Consider the following 24,304-nt stretch of genomic DNA (forward strand, 5'->3'; position numbering starts at 1 on the left):
GTCCGATCCGTCTGTGCCCGGCCCGTCTGCGATCGATCCGTCTGCGCTTGCACGGTCTTCACCTGCACGGTCTGTGCTTGCACTGTCTGCGGGCATCAGCGGGCCCTTCCGGTCGTTGCGGGATTGCTGTCGGAGGACGTGGATGACGTGGCTGTCTGCGCCTCCGCAGCTGCTGCCAGGGCCTCGTCCCACGGGGTGCGGGCGGCCACGAGGGCGCGCAGGGCGCGCAGCGGGCGGAGCATGTTGACGCCGACCGCTGCGCAGACCCGGCCGCCCTTTCCGTAGAGAGCGGTGAACTTCCGCTGCTCCAAGGAGCCGTCCACGAGCGTGAATTGATCGGCTCCGCGGGTGAGCCCATGGATCTGGATCTTCAGGTCGTACTGGTCGGACCACACGTAGGGCACCGTGCTGAACGGCTTCGCGGCGCCGGGCCCGGCCAGCAGGTTGCGCGCGGCCGCCAGTCCCTGTTCGGCGGCGTTGGTGCGGTGCTCGATCCGGATACGCGTCCCGGTGACCGGATCGGGCCAGGAGGCGACATCGCCCGCGGCCCAGACGCCGTCCCCGGCACAGAGGGTGGCGTCGCACTCGACACCGTTGCCGAGCGGGACGCCGCTGCCCGCCAGCCATTCGACGTTGGGCTGTGCGCCGATGCCGACCAGCACCGCACCGGCGCTCACCGTGCGGCCGTCGGACAGGGCGACGCCGGTCGCCCGCCCACGATCGCTCAGGACCCGCTCGACGCTCACACCCGTCTCGATGCGCACCCCGTGCTCGGCGTGCACCTGGCGCAGCATGGCGCCGACGTCGGAGCCCAGGGCGTCACTCATCGGTTGCGGAGTGTCGGTGACCAGGGTGACCTCACAGCCCAGGCCACGCGCGACGGCGGCGGCCTCCGCGCCGACGAAACCTCCGCCGACGACCACCAAGTGCGGCGCGAGCGCGAGCTCCGCTTTCAGCGCGAGGGCATCCTCCAGGGTGCGCAGTACATGCACCCCGGTCACCTCCTCGGTGCCGGGCAGACGCCGGGCGCGAGTGCCGGTGGCGACCACGAGCGCCTCGTACGCCACCCGGGAACCGCCGGCCAGCACCACCTCACGCGCCCGGGTGTCCAGTGCCGTGGCTGCCGAGCCGGGCCGCAGGTCCAGGTCCAGCCCCGACAACACATCGGGGGTACGCAGCGCGAGACGCCCGGCTTCCCAACTGCCCGACAGCAGCTGCTTGGACAGCGGCGGCCGGTCGTACGGAGTGTGCTCTTCCTCGCCGAGCAGTGTCAGCGTGCCGTCGTAGCCCTGGCGGCGCAGCCCTTCGGCGGCGGCGAGACCGGCCGCCGAGGCGCCGACGACCACGACGGAGCGCGGCCACGTCACTCGCGCACCTCGATGGCGGCTGCGGGACAGACGGCCGCAGCCTCACGCACGTTCCCGTACTGCTCCTGCGGCGGGTCCTGGTCCAACAGGACGACGATGCCGTCCTCGTCCCGCTGGTCGAACACCTCCGGCGCCACCAGCACGCACTGGCCGGCCCCGCAGCACTTGTCCTCTTCGATGGCGATCTTCATGGGGGGATACCTCCGGCGCGCCTCTGGAAACGAGGCAGCGCGGTACAGGGCAGCAATATCGCTGCACCAGTCACCTAACTAAGTTCAGTCACGGACGTTACGACTCTGCCGGTCCCGTGTCCAGCCTGGTTTCGGGGGTGTGCGAGGAACGGGAGCGGGGAGGGGGGCCCGCGGCCGAACCCACCGCGACGAGGTTGGCGGCCGCACGTGCGGGAATGGTCCCCACGGGCCACCGGGGAACCAGCCAGGACGTGGCCGACGCGGCACTCTTCCTCGCCTCGGACGAGTCCGCGTTCATCACCGGCGTCATCCTGCCTGACGACGGCGACTTCACCCTCCGGGCAGGAACCCACTGAACGCCCCGGCCTGCAAGGCATAAACCGATCGTCCACCGTCTCGCCCACCATCGCCGCAGCCTCGCGCCTTGCGAAGATCGCTCACGCAAACGGCCCCGGACGAAGTCCGAGGCCGGGCCGAGCCGCTACCTGAGGGAGAAACCCCAGGTGAGCGCGGTAGTACGTTGTGCCCCCGGCAGGATTCGAACCTGCGACGCTCGCTTGAGGAGCGAGGTTGGGCGATCCGGGGGCCGAGCTACGGGAGGCCTACTCCAGCGGTGGAAGTACGGCGGTCCGGCCGCGATGGCGGCTGTGAAAATCGCTGTCCGATTGTCGGAACGCAGTGGTAGAGGTTCAGGGTGACAATGACACTTGAGTTCCCCGTTCTGCTGCGACAGATCGACGAACGGTCGACCGCCTTCCGCGCCGCGGTCGCCTCCGCGCCCAGCCTCGACGTACAGGTGCCGACCTGCCCCGAGTGGACGCTGTTCGATCTGGCGCAGCACATCGGCGAGGGGCGCCGTGACTGGGCCGCCACCGTCGCCGCAGGGCCTGCTCCGGCCAAGTCCGCAGCGGAGGGCGCCCCGGCTGCGCCTCGGGAACGGGAGGCTCTGCTGGCCTGGTTGGCGGAGTCCACGGAGCAACTGCTGGACGCACTGCGGAAGGCCGGCCCGGATCGCGGTTGCTGGACATGGTGGGAGACGTCGCAGTCGCCGCAGATCTCCGGTGCCGTAGCTCGGCACCAGCTCCAGCAGATGGCGGTGCACACGTACGACGCCCAGATCACCGTGGGCGACCCGCAGCCGCTGCCGGCCGAGGTGGCGCTCGACGGTGTCGACGAGTTCCTGTCCACCTGCGTCGCAACGACAAGTGCCTGGCCGCACAAGCCCGCTGTCGTCGACTTCCACGCCTCCGAGGGCCGCTCATGGCGCCTCTCGCTCTCCGCCGACGGCGCACGGACCGCCCGCCTCCCCGGGCCCGGCACCATGCCGGCCAACGCTGCCGGCCAGGACCCGGACGCGGCCGCCGCCTCCGCCTGGGGCACGGCCGACCAGCTGGTCCTCATCCTGCACGACCGTATCCCGGTCAACTCCCTGAAGCTCGACGGCGACCAACATCTCTTCGAGCAGCTCAGCGCCTGGGACCCGGAAGAGTAGAACGTGACGAACTTGTCCGGCGCGGGCTGGTGGCCGTAGGTGCCGACGCCTTCCTCACTGCGAGTAGTGGTTGGGAAGGATCACAGAGGCGGGTCACGGGGCGCTTCGTGCGCCGTTGCGTTGATGAAGTGTCAGGGGGTGCCCGCAGGACCGTGGAGCCGGGCCCAGTCTGGTCGGCCGGCGGCAGTTGGTGGGAAGATGGCCGACATGACGATCACCAGAAAGGCCGATGCCGCGTAGACGGCCTGGCCGCGTCCGTACCGAGCTTCCGCGCCGGCCTCGGATGCAAGAAGACATCACGACCATCCATGGTCTGTCCTCGGCAGCACTCGCTGAAGTTCGACGAATTGAGCGCCAGAAGAAGTACCTCTGGCCGGGCTTGATCGGGTCGGCCATGGTGCGCTGGCGAAGCTTCGTCCACCAGCCGAACCATCGCTTGTGGGACTACGAGAGCGGCGGCTGCACGGAATGGGCCTGCTGCGGAGACCCCAGGCAGGCCCGTGAGCACCTCGAAGCAGTGATGCTGTCGATGTCCCGACGACGGGCTCGCGAGCTCCGCAGCCTGGTTGAAGCCCTCGACAGACGCTATTGACGCGAAGCGGACACCACCGTCACAGCTCGGGATTAAACGACCAAGATCAAGTGCAAAGCGCCAACGGCTGTACCGCTGGTCCCTAACGCCGGTTCCCAAAGACGCGCGGCACCCACTGGTCGAGTTGGGTGCCGAAGGCCGCTGCTGATTTGATGCCGAACGCCGGTATCGGTCCACCGTCGTCGAGGCCGTCGAAGTAGTCCACGTCGGCCCAGCCGCCCCGGAACAGCACCACGGACAGTCCAGCGTCCTCCGGGCCGGAGATGAGCACGCCGACGGAGTCGGGATCACGCACGAGAGTTCTGTCAGTCTCAAGCTGCTGAGGCCACGGCGCGGCTCCGCCCCGCCACGTCACCTGCCCGACCGCGAGGCCGGCCGCCAGCCATCGTGCAGTCCGCTCAGCGATTGCTGCGGCGGCCTGATCAAGATCGATGACGCGCTCCATGAGCGGATCATGCCCCACTCCGACGCACCGTTCCACTGACTTCCACACACCCTCCGGTCGGACCGCACACTACTGAGCCGACTCAGGTGCTCTCAATTCGCAGCGACATTTTCAGAGTGCCCTGCCATCAACCGCTCTTGGAAGACACCGACAAACGCTCTCCGGCCTTACCTACGCAGCCAGCTACTGGACGGTCGGCGCTAAGCTGCTGTTCCTGTGCCGCCCGACTTGGCGAACTCGTAGTCTCCAGCCCATGGAATGGACAGCGCTAGTTGCCACGGCAGTGGGTGCGGTTATCGGGGTGGGCAGCACCCTCGCCACAGACCGAGTGCGTTGGCGACGGGACATGGGCGAGCGTGACAGAGACACTCTGCGCACGGTGTCTGCCCAGTTCCTGGAGGCCCTGACTGAAGCGCGCGATGCGATAAGCGATGCCAGCCGATCCGGACACCTACCAGCGAATGAGCGAACCGAGCTCGCTCGCGCCGGCATCCTGGCCCACGGCGTGCACTCGAAGCAGTACCAACTGGAGCTACTGGCCACGCCGGAAGTGGCTCAGTCTGCCAAGGATGCCGCCTACCAGCTGCTCCTCTACCGGGACGTGGTGGTCGCCGGACACCTGCGTGACGATCCTGAGTGCGCACAAGTACGCCGCGCCTTCCGGGACGCGCGCCAGAACCTCATGGCTGCCATGCGGTCGTCGCTGGCTCGCCCCTGAGAGCCCTGACCGCAGCTTTCCCTTCCCGAGCGAATTCCTGCCGGAGGTGGACAAGACCTTGCGCACTTCGTCGGCCCCGGGAGTAACGGAAGGATCTATCAGCACATGATTAATGGCCGTGACTGAGAGATCGCAGGCCGCCTGGCGCGATGATCCGTACGGCGCGGGGCGAAACGGACTCATAGCGGTCTTTGCGGCGCGTGTGTGGCATGGCCGCGATCATGCAGAAGGGCCAGTTCTGGAGGATCATGCCTCAGAACTGGCCCTTCATCGTGTGCCCCCGGCAGGATTCGAACCTGCGACACCCGCTTTAGGAGTTCGATCCGGGCCCGCCCCAGATGTCTTCGTTGTCTGGTCCGACGGTTGTTCAGAGGTGGGGGCGCGTGCCGCCGTCCGGCCTCGTTGATGTCAACTTTGGATGTCAGGAATCAGGCTCGACGCGGCATCGGTCGTGTGGGCACTCGTCGTCTCGCTGGTGCGACTGTCGGAGGTTGTCCAGTGCGGCGCTGGGGAAGTCGTGCTGGACCCATCTCTTCCGGTAGCCGGCTTCGCCGTGGAGCCGCAACACCGTCTCGGCAGCCTCCATGACTACATGGCCCAAAGAGCTACGCGGCTGTGTCGAGCTCCAACAGGGGATGCCCTGATCATCGGGCGCGTTCCAGCTCTCGGACACGTCCGGGAATTGGGAGATGGTGATTTCCACGTTCGCTTCGTGGCGCCGGAGCCTCCACCTGACTTCGACAGGTTCAAGGTCGAAGGAGACCCGCTGGACAGCGTCTGTCTCGTAGAGCCCAGCGACCGCGTACAAGAGGTCGGAGAGGGCGTTGGTGCAGTAGCTGACGGTGTCCTTGCGCTCCGACATGCCGTCTGCGATTCGGTACGTTGCCCACCCGCTGCCGCTCAGTTCCCAGGTGAACTGGAGGTCATCCTTCATTCCGCCCCTCCCGCGTCCGTTCAATGACGGTACCGCCTACGTCAGTGGTCTCGACGGTGGATGGGGATCTCGTAGACGATCTCGCAGTGAGCGGCGGGCACGATGATGTCCGCGGTCTCCACGGGCCGTCCCTCGTCGCTGTAGTAGGTCCGTCGGATGTGTGTGACAAGTGCGGCCTTCTGGATACCGAGGAGAGACGCCTCCTCGGTGGTCGCCTGCCGCGGCTCCGGCTGTTCCACCGCGTGGCAGACGGTGATGCCGATCTGGGCCATGCGGTTCACAACACCTGCCCCTGCGTGCGGCCCTCCCTCGGGGAGGACGACGAGTGTGCCGGCGGTGAGGTCATACGGTTCCCAGCTCGTCGACAGTTGCACCGGTCTGGCGTCGGCCAGGAACTCGTACACGGTGCGGACGCACAGGTCGCCTTCGGCAATACCGAGCCGAGCCGCGATGTCCGTCGGTGCGGGGACCTTGGCCTCGGTCCTGCTCTCCCAGTCCCCTTGCCTCCCCACGGCCTTCATGTCCGCGCGGAACGGGGAACCGTCGCGCTGCTCGCGCGCCGTGGAGCGGACCACTCGCACGCGCTGGCGGGGCTCGTCAACGTACGTGCCAGAACCGGCGCGGCCCTCCAGAACTCCCTGGGAGATCAGTAGCTCCTGAGCCCGCCGGACCACGTTCTCGCCGACGCCGCATTCCTGGGCGATCTGGGCGCGCGAGGGCAGCCGGTCGCCCGGCGTCCACTCGTGATCCGCGATCCGCTGCCGAAGGGTGTCGGCGATGCGGAGATAGGGCGGCTGCTCAGGCATATGGAAAATCTAGTCCACTAGCTCTAATCTAGTTAACTAGCTTCACGTACTGTGATCACCTGGCGACGGAGACACCTGTGCCCGCTTCCGAACTGAGCGCCGAGAACATCGCCGCCCGGTTGTCCGCCGCCGGACTCACCCCGCGCGTGGAGCAGCACGCGCGACACACGTCGATCGAAGTGGAGGTGCCGGACGACTTCCCCGCCGGCTCATGGAGGGAGGTCCTGGAGGTGGTGGCGGAGGCCGATCGATTCGGCCTTCTCGCCAGCAACGTGAACGGCCGCACCTTATGGGCCGCCGTTCGCAGAACGGTCCCCGCGACGGGCGATGTCCGGGGACCTGGCCATCAGCGATAGGAGCTGATCAGCGTGTTCAACCGTATCCGCCGTGCCCTCTCACGCACCAGTGAGCGGTGCCTCTCGAAGAGTCTGCACAGCCGCCCCTTAACACCCAACCGAACGAGAGTCGTTCACCTCACCGCCTTCAATCCGCCCTCGCTGCCGACAGGACGGTCCCAAGGCCACACCGAGGTTCCCGCCGGGGAGGAGACGGAGCTCGTCCGCCCATATGTGCTGGCCAATGAGGAACGGAGGCGGCGACACCAGGCAGCTGTACTGCCCGCCTCCCTTCTCCGCCCCCGGCTCACCGCGGCGGAGGCCCTTTGATGCCCGCTCGTCAGCAGCCACGCGTGGCGATGAAGGCGTCCCCCTACAAGTCGAGTTCGTGCTCGATCGGTACTCACCGTGAATGCGCGCACTCCTCTCCGGCCGTGGCACCGGTCGGAGTCCCCGTGATCTACGAAGCGTGCGAGTGCCCCTGCCACCCGACCGTCGTACCGACCACCCCGAGGGAGGTGGCCACGTGAGGAGATGGACGCCCAGCGTGGTTACCGCAGTCAACGTCGAGATCACCTCGGCCAGCGTCCAGCGCGGCGACGTCATCCAGATCGGCGGCCAACCATGCCGCGTGGCCGACCTCTTCCAACTACCGCTACGCGCAAAGCGCCTTCGTTTCGAGTCCGGCGAGCTTCTCACCATGCACTCGCGGACCCGGCTCGTCGCCCTGCGCATGTCGGGAAGGTGGTGACAGTGCCCGTGGCTTCCCGCCGTCAGGTCATCGCCGACGATCTCCGGGAGCAGATCTCGACCGGCCGCATCAAAGCCGGCGAACGTCTCCCCTCGGAGGCACAGCTCGCCACCCGCTACACGGTCAGCACACCAACCCTGCGGAGTGCCCTGGCGGTCCTCCAAGGGGAAGGGCTCGTGGAAAAGGTTCACGGCAGGGGGAACTTCGTCCGGTATCCCCTGCGCAGAATCACGTACGTCGGCGGCGGTCGCACATCCGATATGGCAACCGCGATGCCGGCATCTCTCCGCATCAACGTCTGCGACCCAGCTTCAAGCGCGAGGGGAACTGGCCAGTCTCATGCGCGTGCCGGCAAGTAGTCCGCTGACGGAATTCCTCTGCCTCTGCCACGACGGGAACTCACCGCACAGCCTGGCCCGCATCTATGTTCCTCGCGACCTGGCGCCCGTTGAGGGGTACGACGAGTCGCTCTGGCGCGAGGGGGTGGATTCCCGGCTTGCTCACCTCCGCCCGCCTTTGGCCGAGGTCCAAGAACAGGTCACCGCGCGCTTCCCGACACCATCGGAAGCAGCGACTCTCCGAATCAGCTCGGCCTTGCCAGTTCTCGCGATAACTCGCCTGGCGGCCGACACCACGGGACGCGTCATCGAGGCGGCACTCCTGGTGCTTCCGGGCGACCGGGCAGACGCCCTGTTCACCAGCCACGCGACGACCGAAGAGAGGGGAACGGAAGGATGATCACCCATAACGAGCTGCGGCTCCTCCCGTGGTCGGGCCCCGAGGGCAAGCCCTGCTACCTGAGTACCGACGACGCCAACGGCTACCTATCCCGCCTGGCCGACAGCACCGAAGCGGTACAACTCGGCCTGGCTGCCGAACTCCTGGAAGCGTCGGATGTACTCGGCGATAGGGACGCGGGCCTGAAGGAGCTGCGTGTCCTGGCGGGGGACTTGACGGGAGCTCTGCGCGATGTCCTCCGCGTAGCGATCAGCAGGGGGCACCGTCTGTCTGCACCGGAGTTCGGTGATGGCGAAGAGGACGGCGAGGGTCCGCGACTCCCGGCAGCAGCCTTCGGCTAGCAGCAAAGGCACCTCCAACGCAGGGGTGCCCCAGCCCCCCGTCTGGGGCTCCCCCGCACCGATCCACCAGCTCGACATACACCTCAGCGCATAGCAGAGGCGGGGGTTTTTACACGACCTCTTCGTCCCGAAGCAACTCGGGTGCCCGTTGTCCTTGGGCTGCTGCACCTGTCACCTGCGCTGATGGTCCGCTGGCGTACACGGTTGTTCGCGAGTGTGCGTCGCGGTTGTCACGCAGTTAGACACTCAGGCGTCATGCGGTCCCTCACTCCTCGCCGGGCGGTTCGAGTAGGTCGCGGGCGAGCCGAGGGCCGGGCCGTACCGGAAGTCGACTTCGTCCCACCTGGTGGGTGCTGCCCAGTCGACTGCGAGGAAGGAGTCTTCCCTCACACGAGGTGCCGCGTCGTTCGGGTTGGCCGCCCTGTCTGCGTCCCACTGCCAGTCAGATGACGTCGGCCTGCCCCTGATGCGGCTGTTCCAACTGTTGTTCCCGCTTGCGCTGCTCCACCCGCAGCATCTCTACGTTCTCCGCGAACCTCTCCAGGTTTACCGCCGAGTCCGCATCCGAGTATGGCGTAATGCCCAGATCGAAGGCCGTGGCGTGCTGTTCTACCTGGTCTGCGGTCTGCTGAAGGTTGTATGCCCGCTCACGGAATTTGAAGTAGCCCGTCACCGCGGTTGCGAACGCGAGGAACGACCCCAGCACGATCAGGATCGTCTTACCCGGCTGCGGGGTATCCCAGAAAGCCGTAGTTGCCGTGGTCCCCACGGACGCGAAGAACACCCCCCACTGGAACCAGTTGTGAATACGCCGATAGAACCTTGTATCCCGCCTAAGACGCTCTACCACCCGCGGTAGGCGCTCTCGGTAGCCGTCCCTATGCTCCCTCGTGGGGCGCGCCTTTGAGGCGTTGAGGATCCATCGGTCATGGATTATCTCCAGATCTCTGCGGAGCAGGAACACCGACTGGACACCGTGTTTGTCGTCCTTCACCCGCAGAATGAAGCCGACCAGGAACACCACTACTAGGACCAGCATCACCGCGATGGTCACGATGTTGAACGTGCGCAGGTCCGGCACGTCTTCCGGCCACAGGTTTCCCCACCCGACCACTGCCAGAACCAGCAGCATCACCACAAGCGGTACCAGCCGGAGCCACCGTGACAGAAGAGCCCTGCGTATACGGCGCTCCGTTGTCGCGATGTCCCGCCGGTAGGTGATAACGCTGTTGGCATACTCGTGCTGTCGAGCGGGCTCTAAATTCCATCCGTACTCTCGTTTTGGGTCGTTGAGGTATTCAATGACCTCCTCAACGAGGCTGCCCCAGGTGGAATTTGATTCCGCGGTGAAAACACTCTCAAGTCGTACGTACCGCTTGTATCGATCAGGTGACCCATACTGTTGGTGGAAGACGTATGCACCGTCACTGGTGTATCTGACCTGTCGGGCTATTTGAACGAATAGAGTCCATTTGAGTTCTTCTCTATCGGTTTTCCAAGCGGCGGAGAGGATCGCGTCTACGCCCTCCCAGGTCAATACGAAGTCTTCGGGGAGGGGGGTGAGCATGTCGGCCTCGGACAGCCGCTGGTCTTCGTGTGCGAGGTGACGCAGGACATCACCCACCCACGGTTTGTAACTGCCGGCGGTCTCGGGTTCATGTTCGCGCGGCACGTCAGTGAGGCCAGACATCGTGGAGTGCCTCCCGGTCAAGGGTGGTGGTGTGTCGTCGACGGCACGCTACCGCCGCCCTGTCTTCCATAGACAGGTAACCCTTTTGCCTGGAAGTGGAGTTGACCGCCCCTACCCCTAGAGAGCGCTGGCCTCGCGCTTGCACGTTCGCTCAGCCCACCACTTATCCCAGCTCCCATCCCGTCCGCCGTCGACCCACGCACCATGGACCACGTCTGCTCGGCTCTGCCTGGGTCGACGGTGGACGGGATGGGAGACCTCCCCACGCTCACCACGATGTGCCTGCGGCCGGGAACGGCGCCACCTCCTACCCGGTGCCGGCCGATCCCCCGCCGGAGGCATCGTCCTTGAGCGCGGAACGGGTTGGCCCGAGTCCTATCCACACGTGGACGAGTGTTCAACGCAGGTCGAGCAGAAGGCAGCCGGTGCTCGGCCCCGTCGTAGTGCTGTGCTGTTCAGCCACAACTGATCACTGGTGGCCGGGACCTGCGGCCGTCTTATCGATCAACGCTCTGAACTGCGGTGCAGTCGTCGCCAGTTGTCAGCGCTGGTCACCAACGAGTGCCCTTCCGCGGCCCCAGGACGGCCCGGGAGGGCGTTCGTGCGTTTGGCCCCGTTGTCGATGCTGCTGTCGTCATGCGGCGGTTGCGCTGCACTTGGGCCATGGTGACGTGCGCGAACCCTGTGCTCTGTGCACAGAGTTGGTGCTAACGTCCAGTCACGACACCTTCATCACATTTCCTTCACATCGAGGGGCGGTTGCTGTGAGCGACTCGGGCGACATGAGGATCTGGGGCAGGGATCGCGAGGACGAAGAGAGCTCATTCTTCGTACGCGAAGCGCGGACATCAAGAACGGGCCGCGAGTCTTCAAGCAAGTCACCCTTTCAACGTTCGGCAACCCGGATACAGGTGAAGTCAGGAACGTGCAGCTTCAACTCGCCACCTATCCAAAAAAGTTGGGCGATAACGGGTACGACTTCGAGAATCCCACGCAAAAATGGCGATGTGAAAATAGCGAAATCGAGCGCCTTGTAGCATTCCTGTCGGATGACGTTAGGGCCACTGGTAGGTACCGCATCGTTGATGCTGCATCAGCGTCTACTGCCATGCTCACGCTGCTGGAAAATGGTGATGTTGACCCGGCCGCGTTGGGTGCGGCTCTCTCGGAGCATAGGGATCTTTCTGCTGTTATCGCTGCGTTGACTGCAACGACTGCTGGTCTGTCTGCTGCCGAGGCGGCAGTGATAGCTCGGCGGAGAGCTGTTCTGAATGAACTGAAAACCCTAGCTGTGCGAGAAGGTGTTACTGAGACAGATATGCAGAAGGCGATGGAGCGGCATCACTGGCTCTTTGGTGGCCAATATGTTGGAGTAGCTCACAGGCAAAGTCTAACTATGCTGGATCGCCATGACATTCCGCTCGTTGGGGCGAATGGGTCGCTGCATATAGTCGAGCTCAAGGGGTCCAATATCGAGTCGTTGGTCAAGAAGTACAGGAGCCACCACATTGTCGGGAGCGAGGTTCATGAGGCGACTAGCCAGGTTATGAATTATCTTAAGCATCTAGACCAGCAAGGCGCCAGCATGGAGCAAACTTTTAGGAATAATCATGGAGTGGAATATGATACGAGCAGACTCTGCGGAACGGTCGTTATGGGGCATTCTAGATTTGTTCCGGGTGTAGGTAGGAAGATAATTGATCAGACACTGCGTACCTTCAACTCGCACCTGAGCCGAGTTGAAGTTATGACCTATGAAGATGTGCTTGACAGGGCGGAAATGGCGCTTCGTTTCGAAGAAAGCACAGCTGACGACCAATAGTGCCGCTTAGCGATTTACGGGTAAGCGAAGTGCGTGCTCAATTTTCTTCGAGGGGGAGGCATGCTGCACCGTCTGCGCAGTTTGTGGCGAGAAACACCGTCAGTCACAAGACGCCTCTGCGTCGTCATGCCTGCGACGGGTGGTCTGCTGATTGCAGTGGGCCTGGCTGGTGACGCAAAAGGTTGGTGGGAGGGGTACAGCTTTCTCACCAACCTGGTATCCAGCCTGACTGGCCTCATGTTTGCGGTGCCGTTCGCCCTCGTTGTTCTTAGTCGACTTAGTGAAACTCACGCGGAACTGGCCGAGCGGCGAGCCGCAATCCGCTTCGGTGAGCGCACCGTCCGAAATTTCTTGGCAATTCTTGTGCCAGTTAAGAGTGCCCTGCGTGATGAGCTGATGGCATTCGTTCATCCGGACCGGTCCGACATGCAGCAGCTGCTTGACGAGATTAAGGAAAAGCTGCGTCAGTATGACGCCATTCTGGAAAGTGTCGAAGAGCGCTGGCGGGTCGTAAGTGACCAAGCGATGCCTAGGCTAGCTGAGGTTGGTATGCGGCTCGAAATGGAATCTTCTGCGACTCGCTATGTTCAGGCGGTTGGGAGTCTCTCCCAGCTGAAGAGCTATGTTGCTGACATCCACGTTGCGCCGCCCGGTAGTTCGGGCACGCATCTCGTCCATGATGGAGGCCGTGGAGTGGTCGGCAGTATAATTGCTGCTATTGACGAATTGCCCACGTCGGCCCGATTCCGTTTTACGGAAGATGGGTCTTGAAAGTCCGACTTGGAGGTTAAAGCACGACGTTGGGCCATGATCTTAGAGACTCGCCCCAAAGTGGCTGCCTAAAGCCGTGGAGCCGACCGCCCCAAGCCATAGAGGGTGTCTTCCTGGCCTTCCCCGCATGCACGCAGCGGGCCGCCGGGCCCGGCCAGCCGGGGCGGAGACATGAGGCAGGCCGGGCCCGGCGGCCCGCGCCCGCGCCGTGCGCGGGCCTTGATGAAGTAGAGAAACTCTTACCGCACCAGCCACTCGGACGACTTGGGCGCCCCAGCGCCTCAGAGAGCGATTGGCCTGTATGTCAACGCTCGGTCGACAATCTTCTCCGCCGTCAGGCCCGGCTCGAAGTCCCAGAAGGTGTAGTCGCTGACGTGAGGACATGCCAGGACACGCACCAACACGTCGAGCAGCTGGCCCGCCTCCGCCCCAGTCGCGGTGTCGGTTCCATGGGGTGCCGTACCAGTCGGACCGCTTCCTCACGGCTCATCCGACGCACCGGGTCCGTGTTCACAGGGTCTTGATTAGCCGGCGCCCGTCATGGCTGCGCATGTGGGGGCCTGCCCCGTCCAGCGCGTCCAGGAGGCGGATGGCGTAGACCTCGGCCATGCAGTCCTCGACCTCTGAGGGGGTGAGCCAGGCAACCGCCGAGGACTCGTCGGAGGTTCGCTCGTATCCTCCTGACGGCTTGCACCGGAAGACCAGGGCGACGATGCCGCGGGTGGTGTTCTTGTAGACGCCGGTCTCCGACACGGTCCAGGCCCTCAAGCGGCACCGTGTCCAGCAGGACAAGGACCGCGAGGAGTGGGGGAGCGCCTGGGTGGAGACCGGGAGGGTCTTCACCCGCGAGAACGGCGAACTACTCCACCCTGCCAACATCACAAGGCGGTTCATCGACCTGTACGAGGAGATCACCCTCCCGCCGGTCCGGCTCCATGACCTCCGCCACGGTGCCGCGACTCTGGCTCACGCGGCCGGTGCCGGCCTGAAGGACATCCAGGAGATGCTCGGCCACTCCTCGATCACCATCACGTCGGACACGTACACGAGCCTGCTCCCCGAGGCAGATCTGGCAATCGCGGAGGCCGCGGCCCGGCTCGTGCCGCGAGCGCACGCCACTCCTGGGAACGCCGGTTCTGGGACGGACGCCCGGCCGACTGAAGCGGACGAGTCCGTGTCGGACGGTGCTGATCCGTTGGGAGCTATTTCGGAGATCAACTCTCCGTCCGCTCACGCAAACGGCCCCGGACGCGAAGTCCGAGGCCGAATAGAGCGCCTTCCTGGGGGAGAAGCCCCAGGTCAGCGGGGTAATGCACTGTGCCCCCGGCAGGATTCGAACCTGCGACACCCGCTTTAGGAGAGCGGTGCTCTATCCCCTGAGCTACGAAGGCGAGCCGTCAGCCACTGACCGACCCCGACAGGGTACCGGATGCGGAGTCGGCGGGTCTTGTGCGTCCTGCCTTCGCCGTCCGCGGCCCGTTCAGTGGCGGGGCCGGGGCGGTGAGGGGGACGCCACTGGGCCCTCTCGGTGGGGTAGGCCCAGTGTGCGGTGCGTGGTGTGCCCGGGGCTCGGGGCTGGTGGCGACCGGGTGCACCACACACCGCTGTGCGGATCGTGGGTGCGGGTTACTCCTCGACCAGCATTCCGCTGCGCAGGCTCTTCAGGATGCGCGACAGGAGGCGGGAGACGTGCATCTGGGAGATGCCCAGCTTCTCGCCGATCTGGGACTGAGTCAGCTCCTCGCCGAAGCGCATCTCCACGATGCGGCGTTCGCGGCTGTCCAGCTTGCTCAGCAGCGGTGCCAGGGCGTGCAGGTCCTCGACCGTCTCCATCGCCGGGTCGGCCTCGCCCAGGACGTCGGCGAAGGTGCGGCCGCTCTTGGTGGCCTGGCCGTCGCCGGTCGACTCGTTGGGCATGTCCAGCGAGCCGGCGGTGTAGCCGTTGCTCGCGACGATGCCTTCGACGATCTCCTCCTCGGTGAGCTGGAGGTGCCTGGCTAGTTCGGCGACGGTCGGGTCGCGGTCGAGCTCGACCGCCAGCTTTTCCTTCCCCTTGGCGATCTCGACCCGCAACTCCTGCAGCCTGCGCGGGACATGGACCGCCCAGCTGGTGTCACGGAAGAAGCGCTTGATCTCGCCGACGATGTAAGGAACGGCAAATGTAGTGAATTCAACTTCGCGAGACAGGTCGAACCGGTCGATGGCCTTGATGAGACCGATCGTGCCGACCTGGTTGATGTCTTCCATCTCGCCGCTGCCGCGGTGACGGAAGCGGCTCGCCGCGAACCTCACCAGCGAAAGGTTCATTTCAATAAGGGTGTTGCGGGCGTACTGGTATTCGTGCGTGCCCTCTTCGAGGACCTGGAGCTGGTCGAAAAAGATTTTGGAAAGCGCTCGTGCGTCCTTCGGTGCGACCTTCCCCGCATCCTCGATCCAGGGGAGATCTCCCACCTCCGGCGGCGCCGGTGCGGCAGCGGTAAGTGCCGGCTCGGCAGATACCGGCTCAGCAGGTGCCGACTCAGTCGTGGCGGCATGAGCGAATGTCTGCGTCATGTCTTTCAGCCTCCCCAAGTAGCGGACCCCGTTCAATGTCCGCTCCTGCCCGGAGGTCGCGGTTTCAATCCCCTCAGGGCAGGAGCGGATAAGGGTGTGGTGGTTTGTCCGGGTATCTCCCTTAGGTCGGCCCCAGGTTCGCTTCGCATCTGTCTCGTTCGCTGCCCCCCCCGGTGCCGTCGTGCCTCAGGCGGCTGGGGTCTCTGGTTCCCTGCCCTTTCTGCTCCATGCGTGTTCCTGCATGTGAGTGAATGGCGGGCATTTCCGCTGGATCCTCTCGGCTGGGGTAAGCGCGCAGCTACACGGAGATCAACAGACGCGCCAAGAAGGGCGTTTCTATAGGCGGGTGAGTCATATGCATCAGGTGCATCAGGAATTCGGCGAGCGGAGCCTCGGTGTCGGTGTCGGTGTCGGTGTCGACGTCGATGGCCGTCAGTCCGTCGACTGGATCTGTCAGCCGCGTCTCGCGGCCGATGCCCGGGAGGCTGCCTTCAGGTTTCTCGCCGGGCTGCATCCCGCGCCGCCCGCGCACGTGTCGCAGAATCTGGTCCTCTTGGTCTCCGAACTCGTCACCAACGCCCTGCGCCATGCCGGAGGCGTGACCGTCCTGCGGCTCAGGGCCGACCGGTGCAGTGTCGAAGTCGCCGTCGTGGATCCCAGCCCGGCTCATCCGCAGGACCGCACCCCCGACCTGGCCGGGCGTAACGGTGGGTTCGGCTGGCCGATGGTCCAGCGGCTCGCCCGTACCGTTGCCGTGCGCAACGAGGTCGGCGGCGGGAAGGCGGTCTGCGCCACCCTGACGCGGTGACGCGGTGACGCGGATTTCCTTTGGGCGGTGGGGTGCTGGAGGCCGGGGTGTGCTTCTTCTTGACCCGGTGCAGATGCGGGCATAGCGTCCCAGGGGACTGAGCAAGCGCTTAGAGAGGGACTTCAGTGCCGCAGACCGAGCCCCCCACTGCTTCGCACGACCCCGCCGCCCAAGCCGTCCCTGCTCCTGCTTCCGGCCCCGGCCCCGCCGCCGTCGAAGCGACGCTGTGTGCTCCCGGCGCCCCCTTCGCCGTGGTCGCCGCGGAGGACGGTTCTCCGGTGTACGCGAGTGGGCCCCGCACCCTGCGGGAGTTCGTCGAAGCCGTCTGGGCCTTCGGGGACCAGCCGTTCCTCGTCGCCGAGAGCGGCACGTACACCTATGGCGAGTTCTTCGCGGCCGCCTCCGCGCTCGCCCGGCGGTTCGTGGACGTGTACGGGCTCCTGCCGGGTGACCGTGCGGTGGTCGCGATGCGGAACCATCCCGAGTGGCAGATCGCCTTCTGGGCCGCAGAGTTGGCCGGTCTCGTCGCCGTACCGCTCAACGCCTGGTGGACCGAGGACGAGTTCACGTACGCCCTGGACGACTGCCGGCCCCGTGTCCTGCTGGTCGACGGTGAACGGCTGGGGCGGGTCCTGCCGTGGGCCGAGCGGCAGGGGGCGGAGCCGGACGCGGACGCGGGGCCGTGGATCGTCGCCTTCCACCACGATGGAACCGGAACCGGAACCGGAACCGGAACCGGAAACGGAAACGGAACCGAGACCGAGACCGCGTACGAGCGTTTTGAGCGCTACGTCGAGCTGCCCGCCGCCGACCCCGCGCTCGGTCCGCCCGACGTGGAGGTCCGCCCCGAGGACGACGCCACGATCATCTACACCTCGGGCACCACAGGCCGCCCCAAGGGCGCGGTGGCGACGCATCTGGCGCAGGTCGGCGCCATGATGAACCCCCTCTACCACGCTGCCGCCTCCGCACTGGCGCGCGGCACGGTTCCCGGTCAGGGGCCCGCGCCGGTGGCACTGATGACCTTCCCCTTCTTCCATGTGGCCGCCTTCACCAGCGTTTACGCGGCGATGTCCGCCGGCGGCACCCTCGTCCTGATGCGGAAGTGGGACGCGGAGAAGGCCCTGACCGCCATCCGTGCGCATGGCGTCACGTTCTACGCGGGCGTGCCCGCCACCGCGCTGCAACTGCTCGACGCGGCCGAGCGCAGCGGCGACGGCCTGGAGAGTCTGGTCATGCTCAGCACCGGAGGTGCCGCCGCCCCGCCCGATCTCGTACGCACGGTCGTGGCCCGGCACGGCGGGCGGATCGAGCCCCGGAACGGATATGGGCTGACGGAGACCTGCGGCGGCGTACTGGCGAACTTCGGAGCCGAGTACCGCGCCCACCCGGAGAGCGTCGGCCGCCCGACGCCCGCCACCGAGGTGCGCATCGCGGACCGGTCGGGCCGGGCGCTGGGCGACGGCGACATCGGTGAGCTGTGGCTGCGCGGGCAGGCGCTCGTCCGCGGGTACTGGAACGCCCCCGAGGCCACCGCGGCCGCCTTCCAGGACGGCTGGTTCAGGACCGGGGACCTCGCGACCGTCCACGAGGGGCGGGTCAACGTCGTGGACCGGATCAAGGACATGGTCGTCAGGGGCGGCGAGAACGTGTACTGCGTCGAGGTGGAGGCCGCTCTGCACGCGCATCCCGATGTGCTCGACGCGGCCGTGCTCGGGGTCGCGCACCCGGTCCTCGGCGAGGAGGTCGCCGCCGTGGTGCAGCTGCGGGACGGCAGCGAGGCCACGCCTGACGTGCTCCGGGCGCATGTCGGGGAGACGCTGGCCGCTTTCAAGGTTCCCGCGTACGTCTTCGTACGGGCGGAGCCGCTGCCCCGCAACGCGACGGGCAAGGTGCTCAAGCGCGAGCTGCGCGGGCCCGTCCAGGAGCAGGTGTCGCAGGTGTCGCGGGCCGACTGATCCGCCGCGAAGGGGGGTGCTGGGGGAGCGGTCGGTCAGGTATGGCAGGGCGCGTCAGGAACGCCAGGTGCGTCAGGAATTCAGGAACGTCAGGCGCGTAGGTGCGTCAGGTGCGCGTCAGGAGCGGGTGATGCGTACCCGGTAGTCCCCGGACTTGTCCTTGCCGGTGATCTTGATGATGATCCCGTGCGCCGCGTCGGTGAAGGTCTGGCCCACCGTGTACGGGGCGTCCGACAGTTCGGCCTGCACATTGGCGCGCAGGGTGCAGCCGCCGCTGTCCGGGGTGCTGTCCCGGACGGAGACCGGGCCCTGGCCGGTGTCGACGTCGCCGTCGACGCGGTAGACGAGTACCCCCGGGCGGCACACCGCGTCGTCGTTGCCCGCCCGGGTCCTGACCTCGACCACATAGGCGGCGGACTCGGACATCGGGATCACCGCCAGCTTGGTGCCGCCGCGTTCCTCCAGCGGGGAGAGCGCCGCCTCGTGGGTGCCGGGCGTCGACGCGCAGCTGACCTGGTTGTCGTCCAGCCAGCCGAGCTTCCACTTGTGCCAGCCCAGCATGTCGTTGTTGGCCCCCCAGTCCTCGGACATGATGTCCCAGTGCCCGACCGAGCCGCCGCCGCTGGAGGTGTAGAGGTCGGGGAGGCCGAAGGTGTGGCCGTTCTCGTGCGGCAGGACGCGGTAGCCGGTGCGGTCGTACGAACCCGATCCGTCGTCCTGACGGCTGTAGATGAACGACATGTTGGAGAGCTTGACGCCGTCCGCGACGGGCGCCTCGTCGTTGCCGGAGAACGTCACCGAGAGCACGGTGTCCAGCGCGGAAGGGCCCGCGTTCGGGGTGGCCAGCACGTTGATCAGGTCGTACTTGCGGAAATCCACCTGCCGGTCGGCGGCCTTCGCGATGTCCTGGGCGAGCCGACGGTAGCCCGGCTGGTAGGGGGAGCCCCGCTGTATTCCGTACGAGCTGAACGGCGACGGCATCCGCAGCCAGCGCTTGACGGGGGCCTCGGGGTGGTAGTTGAGCCGCCCGTAGGAGCTCGTGCGGTACCAGTTCGAGGTCTGCGGGAAGAACTCGCCGTACCGCTTCATCGCGGGCTCGGACCCATGCGCGTCCGGGAAGTCGACCATGAGCGTGAGGGCGTGGATGGAGCCGGTCGAGCGGGCGTAGCCCGGTGCGGTGGGCAGTCCCTCGGACATCTGGACGCCCAGCGCGCCGCCGATCCGGCACGGGCCGAGCGATACGGCGGAGTCGGCGCGTACGGCGAGCCGGCCGGTGGTGGCCGCGGGGCCGCCCGGCGGGGTCCGCTGGATCAGGGTGGTGCTGCCCGAGGTCAGCGCGGCCAGTGCGAGCGCGGCCAGGGTGACGACGGCCAGCGGACGGCGGGGGGAACGTATCCGGTAGCGGGGGGTCTGTGAACGGCCTGAGGGGCTGCCGCTCGACCTGGGGCGGGTCTGATGCATGCCTTCGCCTTCGGGCCGCGGCAGCCGACGGTTCCGAGCTGCACTCGTTCGATCACCCTGTGTCGGGCACGGCGGAGGCGCGCGCTGGGTGGGCCGATCGGGGACATTCCGGGCACTTGGGGCGTGATGCGGGTCACACGTGGCGCGGGAAATAACTGGGGACCGTTTCCCCGTTTGAACCGGTGTCACAGCGAACCGGGGACACCCTCCCCGGTTACGGGAACCAGAACTGTCCGGGAACGAACCGGAACCGTCCGCGATTGATCGGGGACGGGGATGGATCGGCAGAAACAGACCGGGATATCGGGAAAGGGAAGGGAAGCGCCGTGGAAACCGCCACCGCCGTCCGGCCGCGCACCAGGGCCGACGCCCTGCGCAACCGGGAGCGGATCGTGTCGGCCGCGCGTGAGATGTTCGTGGAGTACGGGCCGGATGTGCCGCTCGACGAGATCGCCCGCCGGGCCGGCGTCGGCAACGCCACGCTCTACCGCAACTTCCCCGACCGGATCGAACTCTTCCGGCATGTGGTTCTCTCCGTCATGGCCCGCGTCGCGGACCAGGTGGAGGCGGCCATCGCCGAAGAACCCGACAGTTTCGCCGCTCTCCGTCGTTTTGTGCACGCGGCGGCCGAAGAGAAGATCGGTGCGCTCTGCCCGATGCTCTCGGACGGCTTCGACCGCGCGGACACGGAGATCATGGCGGCGCGCGACCGGCTCTCGGAGTCCGTGGAGGACCTCATGGGCCGTGCGCGCGAGGAAGGGCAACTGCGCTCCGACGTCGCCGTCGGGGATCTGTTCGTCGCCCTCTCCCAGCTCACCCGGCCACTGCCGGGCGCGGGCTGCCTGGGTCTCGACCGCTTCGTCCACCGGCATCTGCAGCTGTTCCTCGACGGGCTTCAGGCCTCGGCGCGGACGGTACTTCCTGGGTCACCGGCGACTCTTGAAGACCTGCGTCGTCCGTCGTAACGCAGCCGTAATGCCCGGGCTCCACGCTTGAACCCACGCTGAACACCAGCTTGAACACCCGCTTGAACACACCGAAGCCTGCACGCTGTTTGAACACGATGCTCGATCTCGACGTTTGATCACGACGCCTGAACAGGACGCCCGATGCACGCCTGACCTCGATGCCCGACGCCCGCGTACGCCCCTGAAGCGCACGCCCGGAGCGCACACCCGCTAGACGTACACCCGTTGAACGCCCACGCGTTGAACGCGCACCCGCGAGGCGCACGCCCGCGGGGGCTCTCTCGACTTCCGTTCCGACCTCTCCGCACCTAGGTGGCTACCACCATGTCAACTTCCATGTCGAAAACTCCCGACATATCACTCCCTGATCCCAATCGCTGGAAAGCGCTTGTCTTCATCGCCCTGGCGCAGCTGATGGTGGTGCTCGACGCGACGATCGTGAACATCGCGCTGCCGCACGCCCAGGTCGACCTGGGCATCTCGGACGCCAACAAGCAGTGGGTCATCACGGCCTACGCCCTCGCCTTCGGCGGGCTCCTGCTCTTCGGCGGCCGCATCGGCGACCTGTGGGGCCGTAAGCGGGCCTTCGTCATCGGGCTGCTCGGCTTCGCCGCGGCGTCCGCCGTCGGCGGTGCCGCCGCCAACGAGGCGATGCTGCTCACCTCCCGCGCCGCGCAGGGCGTCTTCGGCGCGCTGCTCGCACCGGCCGCCCTGTCGCTGCTCGCCGTGACCTTCACCGATGCCAAGGAGCGCGCCAAGGCGTTCGGCATCTTCGGAGCCATCGCCGGTGGTGGTGGCGCCGTGGGCCTGCTGCTCGGCGGATTCCTCACCGAGTACCTGGACTGGCGCTGGACGTTCTTCGTGAACATCCCGTTCGCCGCAGTCGCCGCGCTCGGTGCGTACTTCGTGATCCGTGAGCCCGCGGGCGGCCGCAACCGTTCGCCGCTGGACATCCCCGGCGTCCTGCTTTCCACGACGGGCCTGGTCTCGCTGGTGTACGGCTTCACGCGCGCCGCGTCCGACGGCTGGTCCGACCCGGTCACGATCGGCCTGTTCGTCGCCACCGTCGTCCTGCTCGGTGCGTTCGTCGCCGTCGAGTCGAAGGTCAAGGCCCCGCTGCTGCCGCTGCGCGTGGTCGCCGACCGCAACCGCGGTGGCATCTACGCCTCGCTCGGCCTGGCCATCATCGGGATGTTCGGTCTCTTCCTCTTCCTGACGTACTACCTCCAGGTCGTGCAGGGCTACTCCTCGGTCAGGACCGGCTTCGCCTTCCTGCCGATGGTCGCCGCCATGGTCACGGGCTCCACGCAGATCGGCGCCCGGCTGATGACCCGGGTGCCCGCCCGGTTCCTGATGGGTCCCGGCTTCGCCGTCGCGGCTGTCGGGATGCTGCTGCTGACCCGTATCGAGGTCGGTTCCTCGTACGCCACGGTGATCCTGCCGGGCGTGGTGCTGCTGGGCCTCGGCATGGGTACGGCGTTCATGCCCGCCATGTCGCTCGCCACGCACGGCATCGCACCGCGTGACGCGGGTGTCGCGTCGGCGATGGTCAACACCTCGCAGCAGGTGGGTGGCGCGATCGGTACGGCGCTGCTCAACACGATCGCCGCCTCCGCCACCACCGCGTACCTCGTGGGGCACGCGGCGGCCGGCGGCAACCCGAAGCTGATCCAGGCCCAGGCGCTGGTGCACGGCTACACGAACGCGATCTGGGTGGCGGTCGGCATCCTCGCGATCGCCTCGGCGATCGCGCTGACGTTCATCAACGCCGGTCGTCCCTCGGTCACTCCGACGGCATCGGGCTCCGGTTCCGGGGACTCCGGCGCGGTCGAGGACGAGGTGCGGATCCCGGTGATCGCGCACTGAGCCAGGTCGCCGCCCGGCGCGGGAGGTCTGATCCGGTACGGAAGGTCTGACCCGGTCGGAAGGTCTGATCCGGTACGGAAGGTCGTCCGACCCCGTACGGGAGGTCTGATCCGGTACGGAAAGTCTGCCCTGGTTCCGCAGGCACGTCTCAGCAGTGGAGGCGTCAGCGGAGCCAGGGCAGATCCGCGTCCTCACCCTGTGGCTGGAGTCCTTCGGCCATCACCCGCATGATCTCGCCGAGCTGGCCGATCTGTTCGGGCGAGAGCCGGTCGAACAGTGCCTGCCGTACGGCATCGACATGGCCGGGCGCGGTCCGCTCCAGCACCTTCGTACCGGCGGGCGTCAGGACCGCGTTCTGGCCGCGCTTGTCGGACGGGCAGTCCTCGCGGCGCACCCAGCCGTTCCGCTCCAGCCGCGCTATCGCGTGCGAGAGCCGGGAGCGGGTGATCTTCGCGTCCATCGCCAGCTCGGTCATCCGCATCCGCCGCCGGGGCGCCTGGGAGAGCTTCACGAGGAGCCCGTAGTAGATGTGCGGCATCCCGGCGTCCCGCTGCAACTGGCGGTCGAGGTGATCCTCCAGGAGCGTGGTGGCATGGAGGTACGCGCGCCAGATGCGCTGCTCCTCGTCGCTGAGCCAGCGCGGTTCGTCAGGGGGCGGTGCCGAGGTCATGTGCTCCACTGTACGACTCTTTCTTGAATATTAAACTAGATGCGGCTAAGGTCTGGTCCCGAGTAAGTGCTTGAGACTTCAATTAATGGAGTTGTCGCCCATGACCGCCATCGCCCCCGAACGTATGCCCGCCCTCTATCTCTCCCATGGCGCGCCACCGCTCGCCGATGATCCGGTCTGGCCGGGCCAGCTCGCCGACTGGTCCGCCGGTCTGCCACGCCCCAAGGCCATTCTGATGGTCTCCGCACACTGGGAGGATGCCCCGCTGGCGCTCGGTGCGACCGAGACAGTCCCCCTTGTTCATGACTTCTGGGGATTTCCCGAGCGGTACTACGCGGTGCGGTACGACGCTCCCGGTGCGCCCCTGCTGGCCGAGAACGTACGGAAGTTGCTGCGCGGCGCCGGTCACCCGGTCCAGGACGTCCCGGACCGGGGCCTCGACCACGGTGCGTACGTCCCGCTGGTCGAGATGTTCCCGGACGCCGGCATACCCGTACTCCAGATCTCCATGCCGACGCTCGACCCGCGGAAGCTGATGGACATCGGGCGCAGGCTCGCCCCGCTGCGGGACGAAGGCGTGCTGATCGTCGGCAGCGGCTTCTTCACCCACAACCTGGCCGCGCTGCGACACGAGGGCGTCCCCGGCTGGTCCGCCGAGTTCGACGCCTGGGGGCGGGAGGCGATGGCGGCGCAGGACATCGACGCGCTGCTCGACTTCGAGCACAAGTCCCCGTCCGGGCGGCTCGCCCATCCCCGTACCGAGCACTTCGCGCCGCTGTTCGTGACGCTCGGGGCGGCGGGGGACGGGCTGGAGAGCCGGCGCGACGTGATCGACGGCTTCTGGATGGGGCTGGCGAAGCGGTCGGTGCAGTTCGGGTAGGGGCTGCCGGCCGGGATCGGGGTGTGGGGGCAGGGGCCGGGGGCGGCCCGCGTCGAGAGCCTGCCCGGCCGTTGAGAGTGCCCGGCCGTCGAGAGCCTGCCCTGCCGGGGTGCCTCGGGAGGTAGCCCGGTTCCTGCCCGCCGGGCC

General features: G+C 66.7%; 23 protein-coding genes, 2 tRNA genes and 2 pseudogenes. 15 read left to right on the forward strand and 12 right to left on the reverse strand.

Going from position 1 to position 24,304, the window contains the following annotated elements; translation table 11 throughout:
• Positions 1–95: 95 nt before the first annotated feature.
• Both OG385_RS19230 and OG385_RS19235 read right to left on the reverse strand, forming a co-directional pair.
• Positions 96–1,367, reverse strand: coding sequence for an NAD(P)/FAD-dependent oxidoreductase (locus OG385_RS19230; RefSeq protein ID WP_266855966.1), 1,272 nt, complete (start codon positions 1,365–1,367; stop codon positions 96–98).
• Positions 1,364–1,558, reverse strand: a complete 195-nt coding sequence (locus OG385_RS19235; protein WP_266855967.1) for a ferredoxin — start codon at positions 1,556–1,558, stop codon at positions 1,364–1,366. The genes OG385_RS19230 and OG385_RS19235 overlap by 4 nt, the downstream gene beginning before the upstream one ends.
• A gap of 137 nt (positions 1,559–1,695) precedes the next feature.
• Here OG385_RS19235 and OG385_RS19240 point away from each other — a divergent pair, with 137 nt between their 5' ends.
• Positions 1,696–1,914 (forward strand): SDR family oxidoreductase, encoded by a 219-nt coding sequence (locus tag OG385_RS19240; protein WP_323183941.1) that lies wholly within the window; start codon positions 1,696–1,698, stop codon positions 1,912–1,914.
• A 167-nt stretch (positions 1,915–2,081) separates the two neighbouring features.
• Here OG385_RS19240 and OG385_RS19245 read toward each other — a convergent pair.
• Positions 2,082–2,145 (reverse strand) — tRNA-OTHER (locus OG385_RS19245).
• Positions 2,146–2,258: 113 nt separating this feature from the next.
• On the opposite strand from OG385_RS19245, the gene OG385_RS19250 reads away from it, so the two are divergent.
• The gene (locus OG385_RS19250; RefSeq protein ID WP_266855968.1) at positions 2,259–3,050 is read left to right on the forward strand and encodes a maleylpyruvate isomerase N-terminal domain-containing protein; all 792 of its coding nucleotides are present in this window, start codon (positions 2,259–2,261) and stop codon (positions 3,048–3,050) included.
• Positions 3,051–3,724: 674 nt separating this feature from the next.
• Here the strand turns inward: OG385_RS19250 and OG385_RS19255 are convergent.
• The gene (locus OG385_RS19255; RefSeq protein ID WP_266855969.1) at positions 3,725–4,087 is read right to left on the reverse strand and encodes a hypothetical protein; all 363 of its coding nucleotides are present in this window, start codon (positions 4,085–4,087) and stop codon (positions 3,725–3,727) included.
• Between the two features lie 379 nt (positions 4,088–4,466).
• Here OG385_RS19255 and OG385_RS19260 point away from each other — a divergent pair, with 379 nt between their 5' ends.
• Positions 4,467–4,805 (forward strand): hypothetical protein, encoded by a 339-nt coding sequence (locus OG385_RS19260; protein WP_266855971.1) that lies wholly within the window; start codon positions 4,467–4,469, stop codon positions 4,803–4,805.
• Between the two features lie 421 nt (positions 4,806–5,226).
• On the opposite strand, the gene OG385_RS19265 is transcribed toward OG385_RS19260, so the two are convergent.
• Positions 5,227–5,739, reverse strand: coding sequence for a hypothetical protein (locus OG385_RS19265; protein ID WP_266855972.1), 513 nt, complete (start codon positions 5,737–5,739; stop codon positions 5,227–5,229).
• Between the two features lie 41 nt (positions 5,740–5,780).
• Positions 5,781–6,545, reverse strand: a complete 765-nt coding sequence (locus OG385_RS19270; RefSeq protein WP_266855974.1) for a GntR family transcriptional regulator — start codon at positions 6,543–6,545, stop codon at positions 5,781–5,783.
• Positions 6,546–6,622: 77 nt separating this feature from the next.
• On the opposite strand from OG385_RS19270, the gene OG385_RS19275 reads away from it, so the two are divergent.
• From OG385_RS19275 to OG385_RS19290, 4 genes and pseudogenes are all read left to right on the forward strand, one after another.
• Positions 6,623–6,901, forward strand: a complete 279-nt coding sequence (locus OG385_RS19275; protein ID WP_266855976.1) for a hypothetical protein — start codon at positions 6,623–6,625, stop codon at positions 6,899–6,901.
• A 505-nt stretch (positions 6,902–7,406) separates the two neighbouring features.
• The gene (locus OG385_RS19280; RefSeq protein ID WP_266855978.1) at positions 7,407–7,631 is read left to right on the forward strand and encodes a hypothetical protein; all 225 of its coding nucleotides are present in this window, start codon (positions 7,407–7,409) and stop codon (positions 7,629–7,631) included.
• A gap of 8 nt (positions 7,632–7,639) precedes the next feature.
• A pseudogene (locus OG385_RS19285) lies at positions 7,640–8,369 on the forward strand (GntR family transcriptional regulator).
• Positions 8,366–8,710, forward strand: coding sequence for a hypothetical protein (locus tag OG385_RS19290; protein ID WP_266855979.1), 345 nt, complete (start codon positions 8,366–8,368; stop codon positions 8,708–8,710). Before OG385_RS19285 ends, OG385_RS19290 begins: the two are co-directional and overlap by 4 nt.
• 442 nt (positions 8,711–9,152) lie before the next feature.
• Here OG385_RS19290 and OG385_RS19295 read toward each other — a convergent pair whose 3' ends face one another.
• Complete coding sequence (locus OG385_RS19295; protein WP_266855981.1) at positions 9,153–10,334, reverse strand: DUF4231 domain-containing protein; 1,182 nt, start codon at positions 10,332–10,334, stop codon at positions 9,153–9,155.
• A 991-nt stretch (positions 10,335–11,325) separates the two neighbouring features.
• Between OG385_RS19295 and OG385_RS19300 the strand changes: the two genes are divergently transcribed.
• Both OG385_RS19300 and OG385_RS19305 read left to right on the forward strand, forming a co-directional pair.
• Complete coding sequence (locus tag OG385_RS19300) at positions 11,326–12,222, forward strand: Shedu anti-phage system protein SduA domain-containing protein (RefSeq protein ID WP_266855983.1); 897 nt, start codon at positions 11,326–11,328, stop codon at positions 12,220–12,222.
• 60 nt (positions 12,223–12,282) lie between these two features.
• Positions 12,283–12,993 (forward strand): hypothetical protein, encoded by a 711-nt coding sequence (locus OG385_RS19305; RefSeq protein WP_266855985.1) that lies wholly within the window; start codon positions 12,283–12,285, stop codon positions 12,991–12,993.
• Positions 12,994–13,503: 510 nt separating this feature from the next.
• Here the strand turns inward: OG385_RS19305 and OG385_RS19310 are convergent.
• Positions 13,504–13,737 (reverse strand): annotated as a pseudogene (locus tag OG385_RS19310) (NUDIX hydrolase); the annotation flags it as partial.
• Between the two features lie 76 nt (positions 13,738–13,813).
• Between OG385_RS19310 and OG385_RS19315 the strand changes: the two are divergent.
• The gene (locus tag OG385_RS19315; protein ID WP_266860999.1) at positions 13,814–14,350 is read left to right on the forward strand and encodes a tyrosine-type recombinase/integrase; all 537 of its coding nucleotides are present in this window, start codon (positions 13,814–13,816) and stop codon (positions 14,348–14,350) included.
• On the opposite strand, the gene OG385_RS19320 is transcribed toward OG385_RS19315, so the two are convergent.
• Positions 14,312–14,384 (reverse strand) — tRNA-Arg (locus tag OG385_RS19320). The genes OG385_RS19315 and OG385_RS19320 overlap by 39 nt on opposite strands.
• 235 nt (positions 14,385–14,619) lie before the next feature.
• The gene (locus tag OG385_RS19325) at positions 14,620–15,546 is read right to left on the reverse strand and encodes an RNA polymerase sigma factor SigF (RefSeq protein ID WP_266855986.1); all 927 of its coding nucleotides are present in this window, start codon (positions 15,544–15,546) and stop codon (positions 14,620–14,622) included.
• A 355-nt stretch (positions 15,547–15,901) separates the two neighbouring features.
• Here OG385_RS19325 and OG385_RS19330 point away from each other — a divergent pair, with 355 nt between their 5' ends.
• Both OG385_RS19330 and OG385_RS19335 read left to right on the forward strand, forming a co-directional pair.
• Positions 15,902–16,354: an ATP-binding protein gene (locus tag OG385_RS19330; protein ID WP_323183801.1), complete on the forward strand. Its 453-nt coding sequence runs from the start codon at positions 15,902–15,904 to the stop codon at positions 16,352–16,354.
• 125 nt (positions 16,355–16,479) lie between these two features.
• On the forward strand, positions 16,480–18,312 hold the full coding sequence (locus tag OG385_RS19335; protein ID WP_266855988.1) for a class I adenylate-forming enzyme family protein: 1,833 nt from the start codon (positions 16,480–16,482) through the stop codon (positions 18,310–18,312).
• 117 nt (positions 18,313–18,429) lie between these two features.
• Here OG385_RS19335 and OG385_RS19340 read toward each other — a convergent pair whose 3' ends face one another.
• On the reverse strand, positions 18,430–19,773 hold the full coding sequence (locus OG385_RS19340) for a M6 family metalloprotease domain-containing protein (protein ID WP_266855990.1): 1,344 nt from the start codon (positions 19,771–19,773) through the stop codon (positions 18,430–18,432).
• A gap of 326 nt (positions 19,774–20,099) precedes the next feature.
• Here OG385_RS19340 and OG385_RS19345 point away from each other — a divergent pair, with 326 nt between their 5' ends.
• Both OG385_RS19345 and OG385_RS19350 read left to right on the forward strand, forming a co-directional pair.
• Entirely contained in the window at positions 20,100–20,738 is a 639-nt protein-coding gene (locus tag OG385_RS19345; protein WP_266855992.1) for a TetR/AcrR family transcriptional regulator, read from the forward strand.
• Positions 20,739–21,077: 339 nt separating this feature from the next.
• Entirely contained in the window at positions 21,078–22,607 is a 1,530-nt protein-coding gene (locus tag OG385_RS19350; RefSeq protein WP_266855993.1) for an MFS transporter, read from the forward strand.
• A 163-nt stretch (positions 22,608–22,770) separates the two neighbouring features.
• Here the strand turns inward: OG385_RS19350 and OG385_RS19355 are convergent, their stop codons facing one another.
• Positions 22,771–23,286 carry a MarR family winged helix-turn-helix transcriptional regulator gene (locus tag OG385_RS19355; RefSeq protein ID WP_266855995.1) on the reverse strand — a complete coding sequence of 172 codons (516 nt, stop codon included), beginning with the start codon at positions 23,284–23,286 and terminating at the stop codon, positions 22,771–22,773.
• Between the two features lie 91 nt (positions 23,287–23,377).
• On the opposite strand from OG385_RS19355, the gene OG385_RS19360 reads away from it, so the two are divergent.
• Positions 23,378–24,157: a dioxygenase gene (locus OG385_RS19360; RefSeq protein WP_266855997.1), complete on the forward strand. Its 780-nt coding sequence runs from the start codon at positions 23,378–23,380 to the stop codon at positions 24,155–24,157.
• Positions 24,158–24,304 lie beyond the last annotated feature (147 nt).

The sequence above is a fragment of the Streptomyces sp. NBC_01306 genome (assembly GCF_026340465.1).
Taxonomy (GTDB): Bacteria; Actinomycetota; Actinomycetes; order Streptomycetales; family Streptomycetaceae; genus Streptomyces.

Coding starts and splice junctions, on each gene's coding strand:
- OG385_RS19235 (WP_266855967.1), bottom strand. CDS start 1,558: ATGAAGATCGCCATCGAAGAGGACAAGTGCTGCGGGGCCGGCCAGTGC.
- OG385_RS19250 (WP_266855968.1), top strand. CDS start 2,259: ATGACACTTGAGTTCCCCGTTCTGCTGCGACAGATCGACGAACGGTCG.
- OG385_RS19255 (WP_266855969.1), bottom strand. CDS start 4,087: ATGGAGCGCGTCATCGATCTTGATCAGGCCGCCGCAGCAATCGCTGAG.
- OG385_RS19265 (WP_266855972.1), bottom strand. CDS start 5,739: ATGAAGGATGACCTCCAGTTCACCTGGGAACTGAGCGGCAGCGGGTGG.
- OG385_RS19270 (WP_266855974.1), bottom strand. CDS start 6,545: ATGCCTGAGCAGCCGCCCTATCTCCGCATCGCCGACACCCTTCGGCAG.
- OG385_RS19290 (WP_266855979.1), top strand. CDS start 8,366: ATGATCACCCATAACGAGCTGCGGCTCCTCCCGTGGTCGGGCCCCGAG.
- OG385_RS19305 (WP_266855985.1), top strand. CDS start 12,283: ATGCTGCACCGTCTGCGCAGTTTGTGGCGAGAAACACCGTCAGTCACA.
- OG385_RS19325 (WP_266855986.1), bottom strand. CDS start 15,546: ATGACGCAGACATTCGCTCATGCCGCCACGACTGAGTCGGCACCTGCT.
- OG385_RS19330 (WP_323183801.1), top strand. CDS start 15,902: ATGCATCAGGTGCATCAGGAATTCGGCGAGCGGAGCCTCGGTGTCGGT.
- OG385_RS19340 (WP_266855990.1), bottom strand. CDS start 19,773: ATGCATCAGACCCGCCCCAGGTCGAGCGGCAGCCCCTCAGGCCGTTCA.
- OG385_RS19350 (WP_266855993.1), top strand. CDS start 21,078: ATGTCGAAAACTCCCGACATATCACTCCCTGATCCCAATCGCTGGAAA.
- OG385_RS19360 (WP_266855997.1), top strand. CDS start 23,378: ATGACCGCCATCGCCCCCGAACGTATGCCCGCCCTCTATCTCTCCCAT.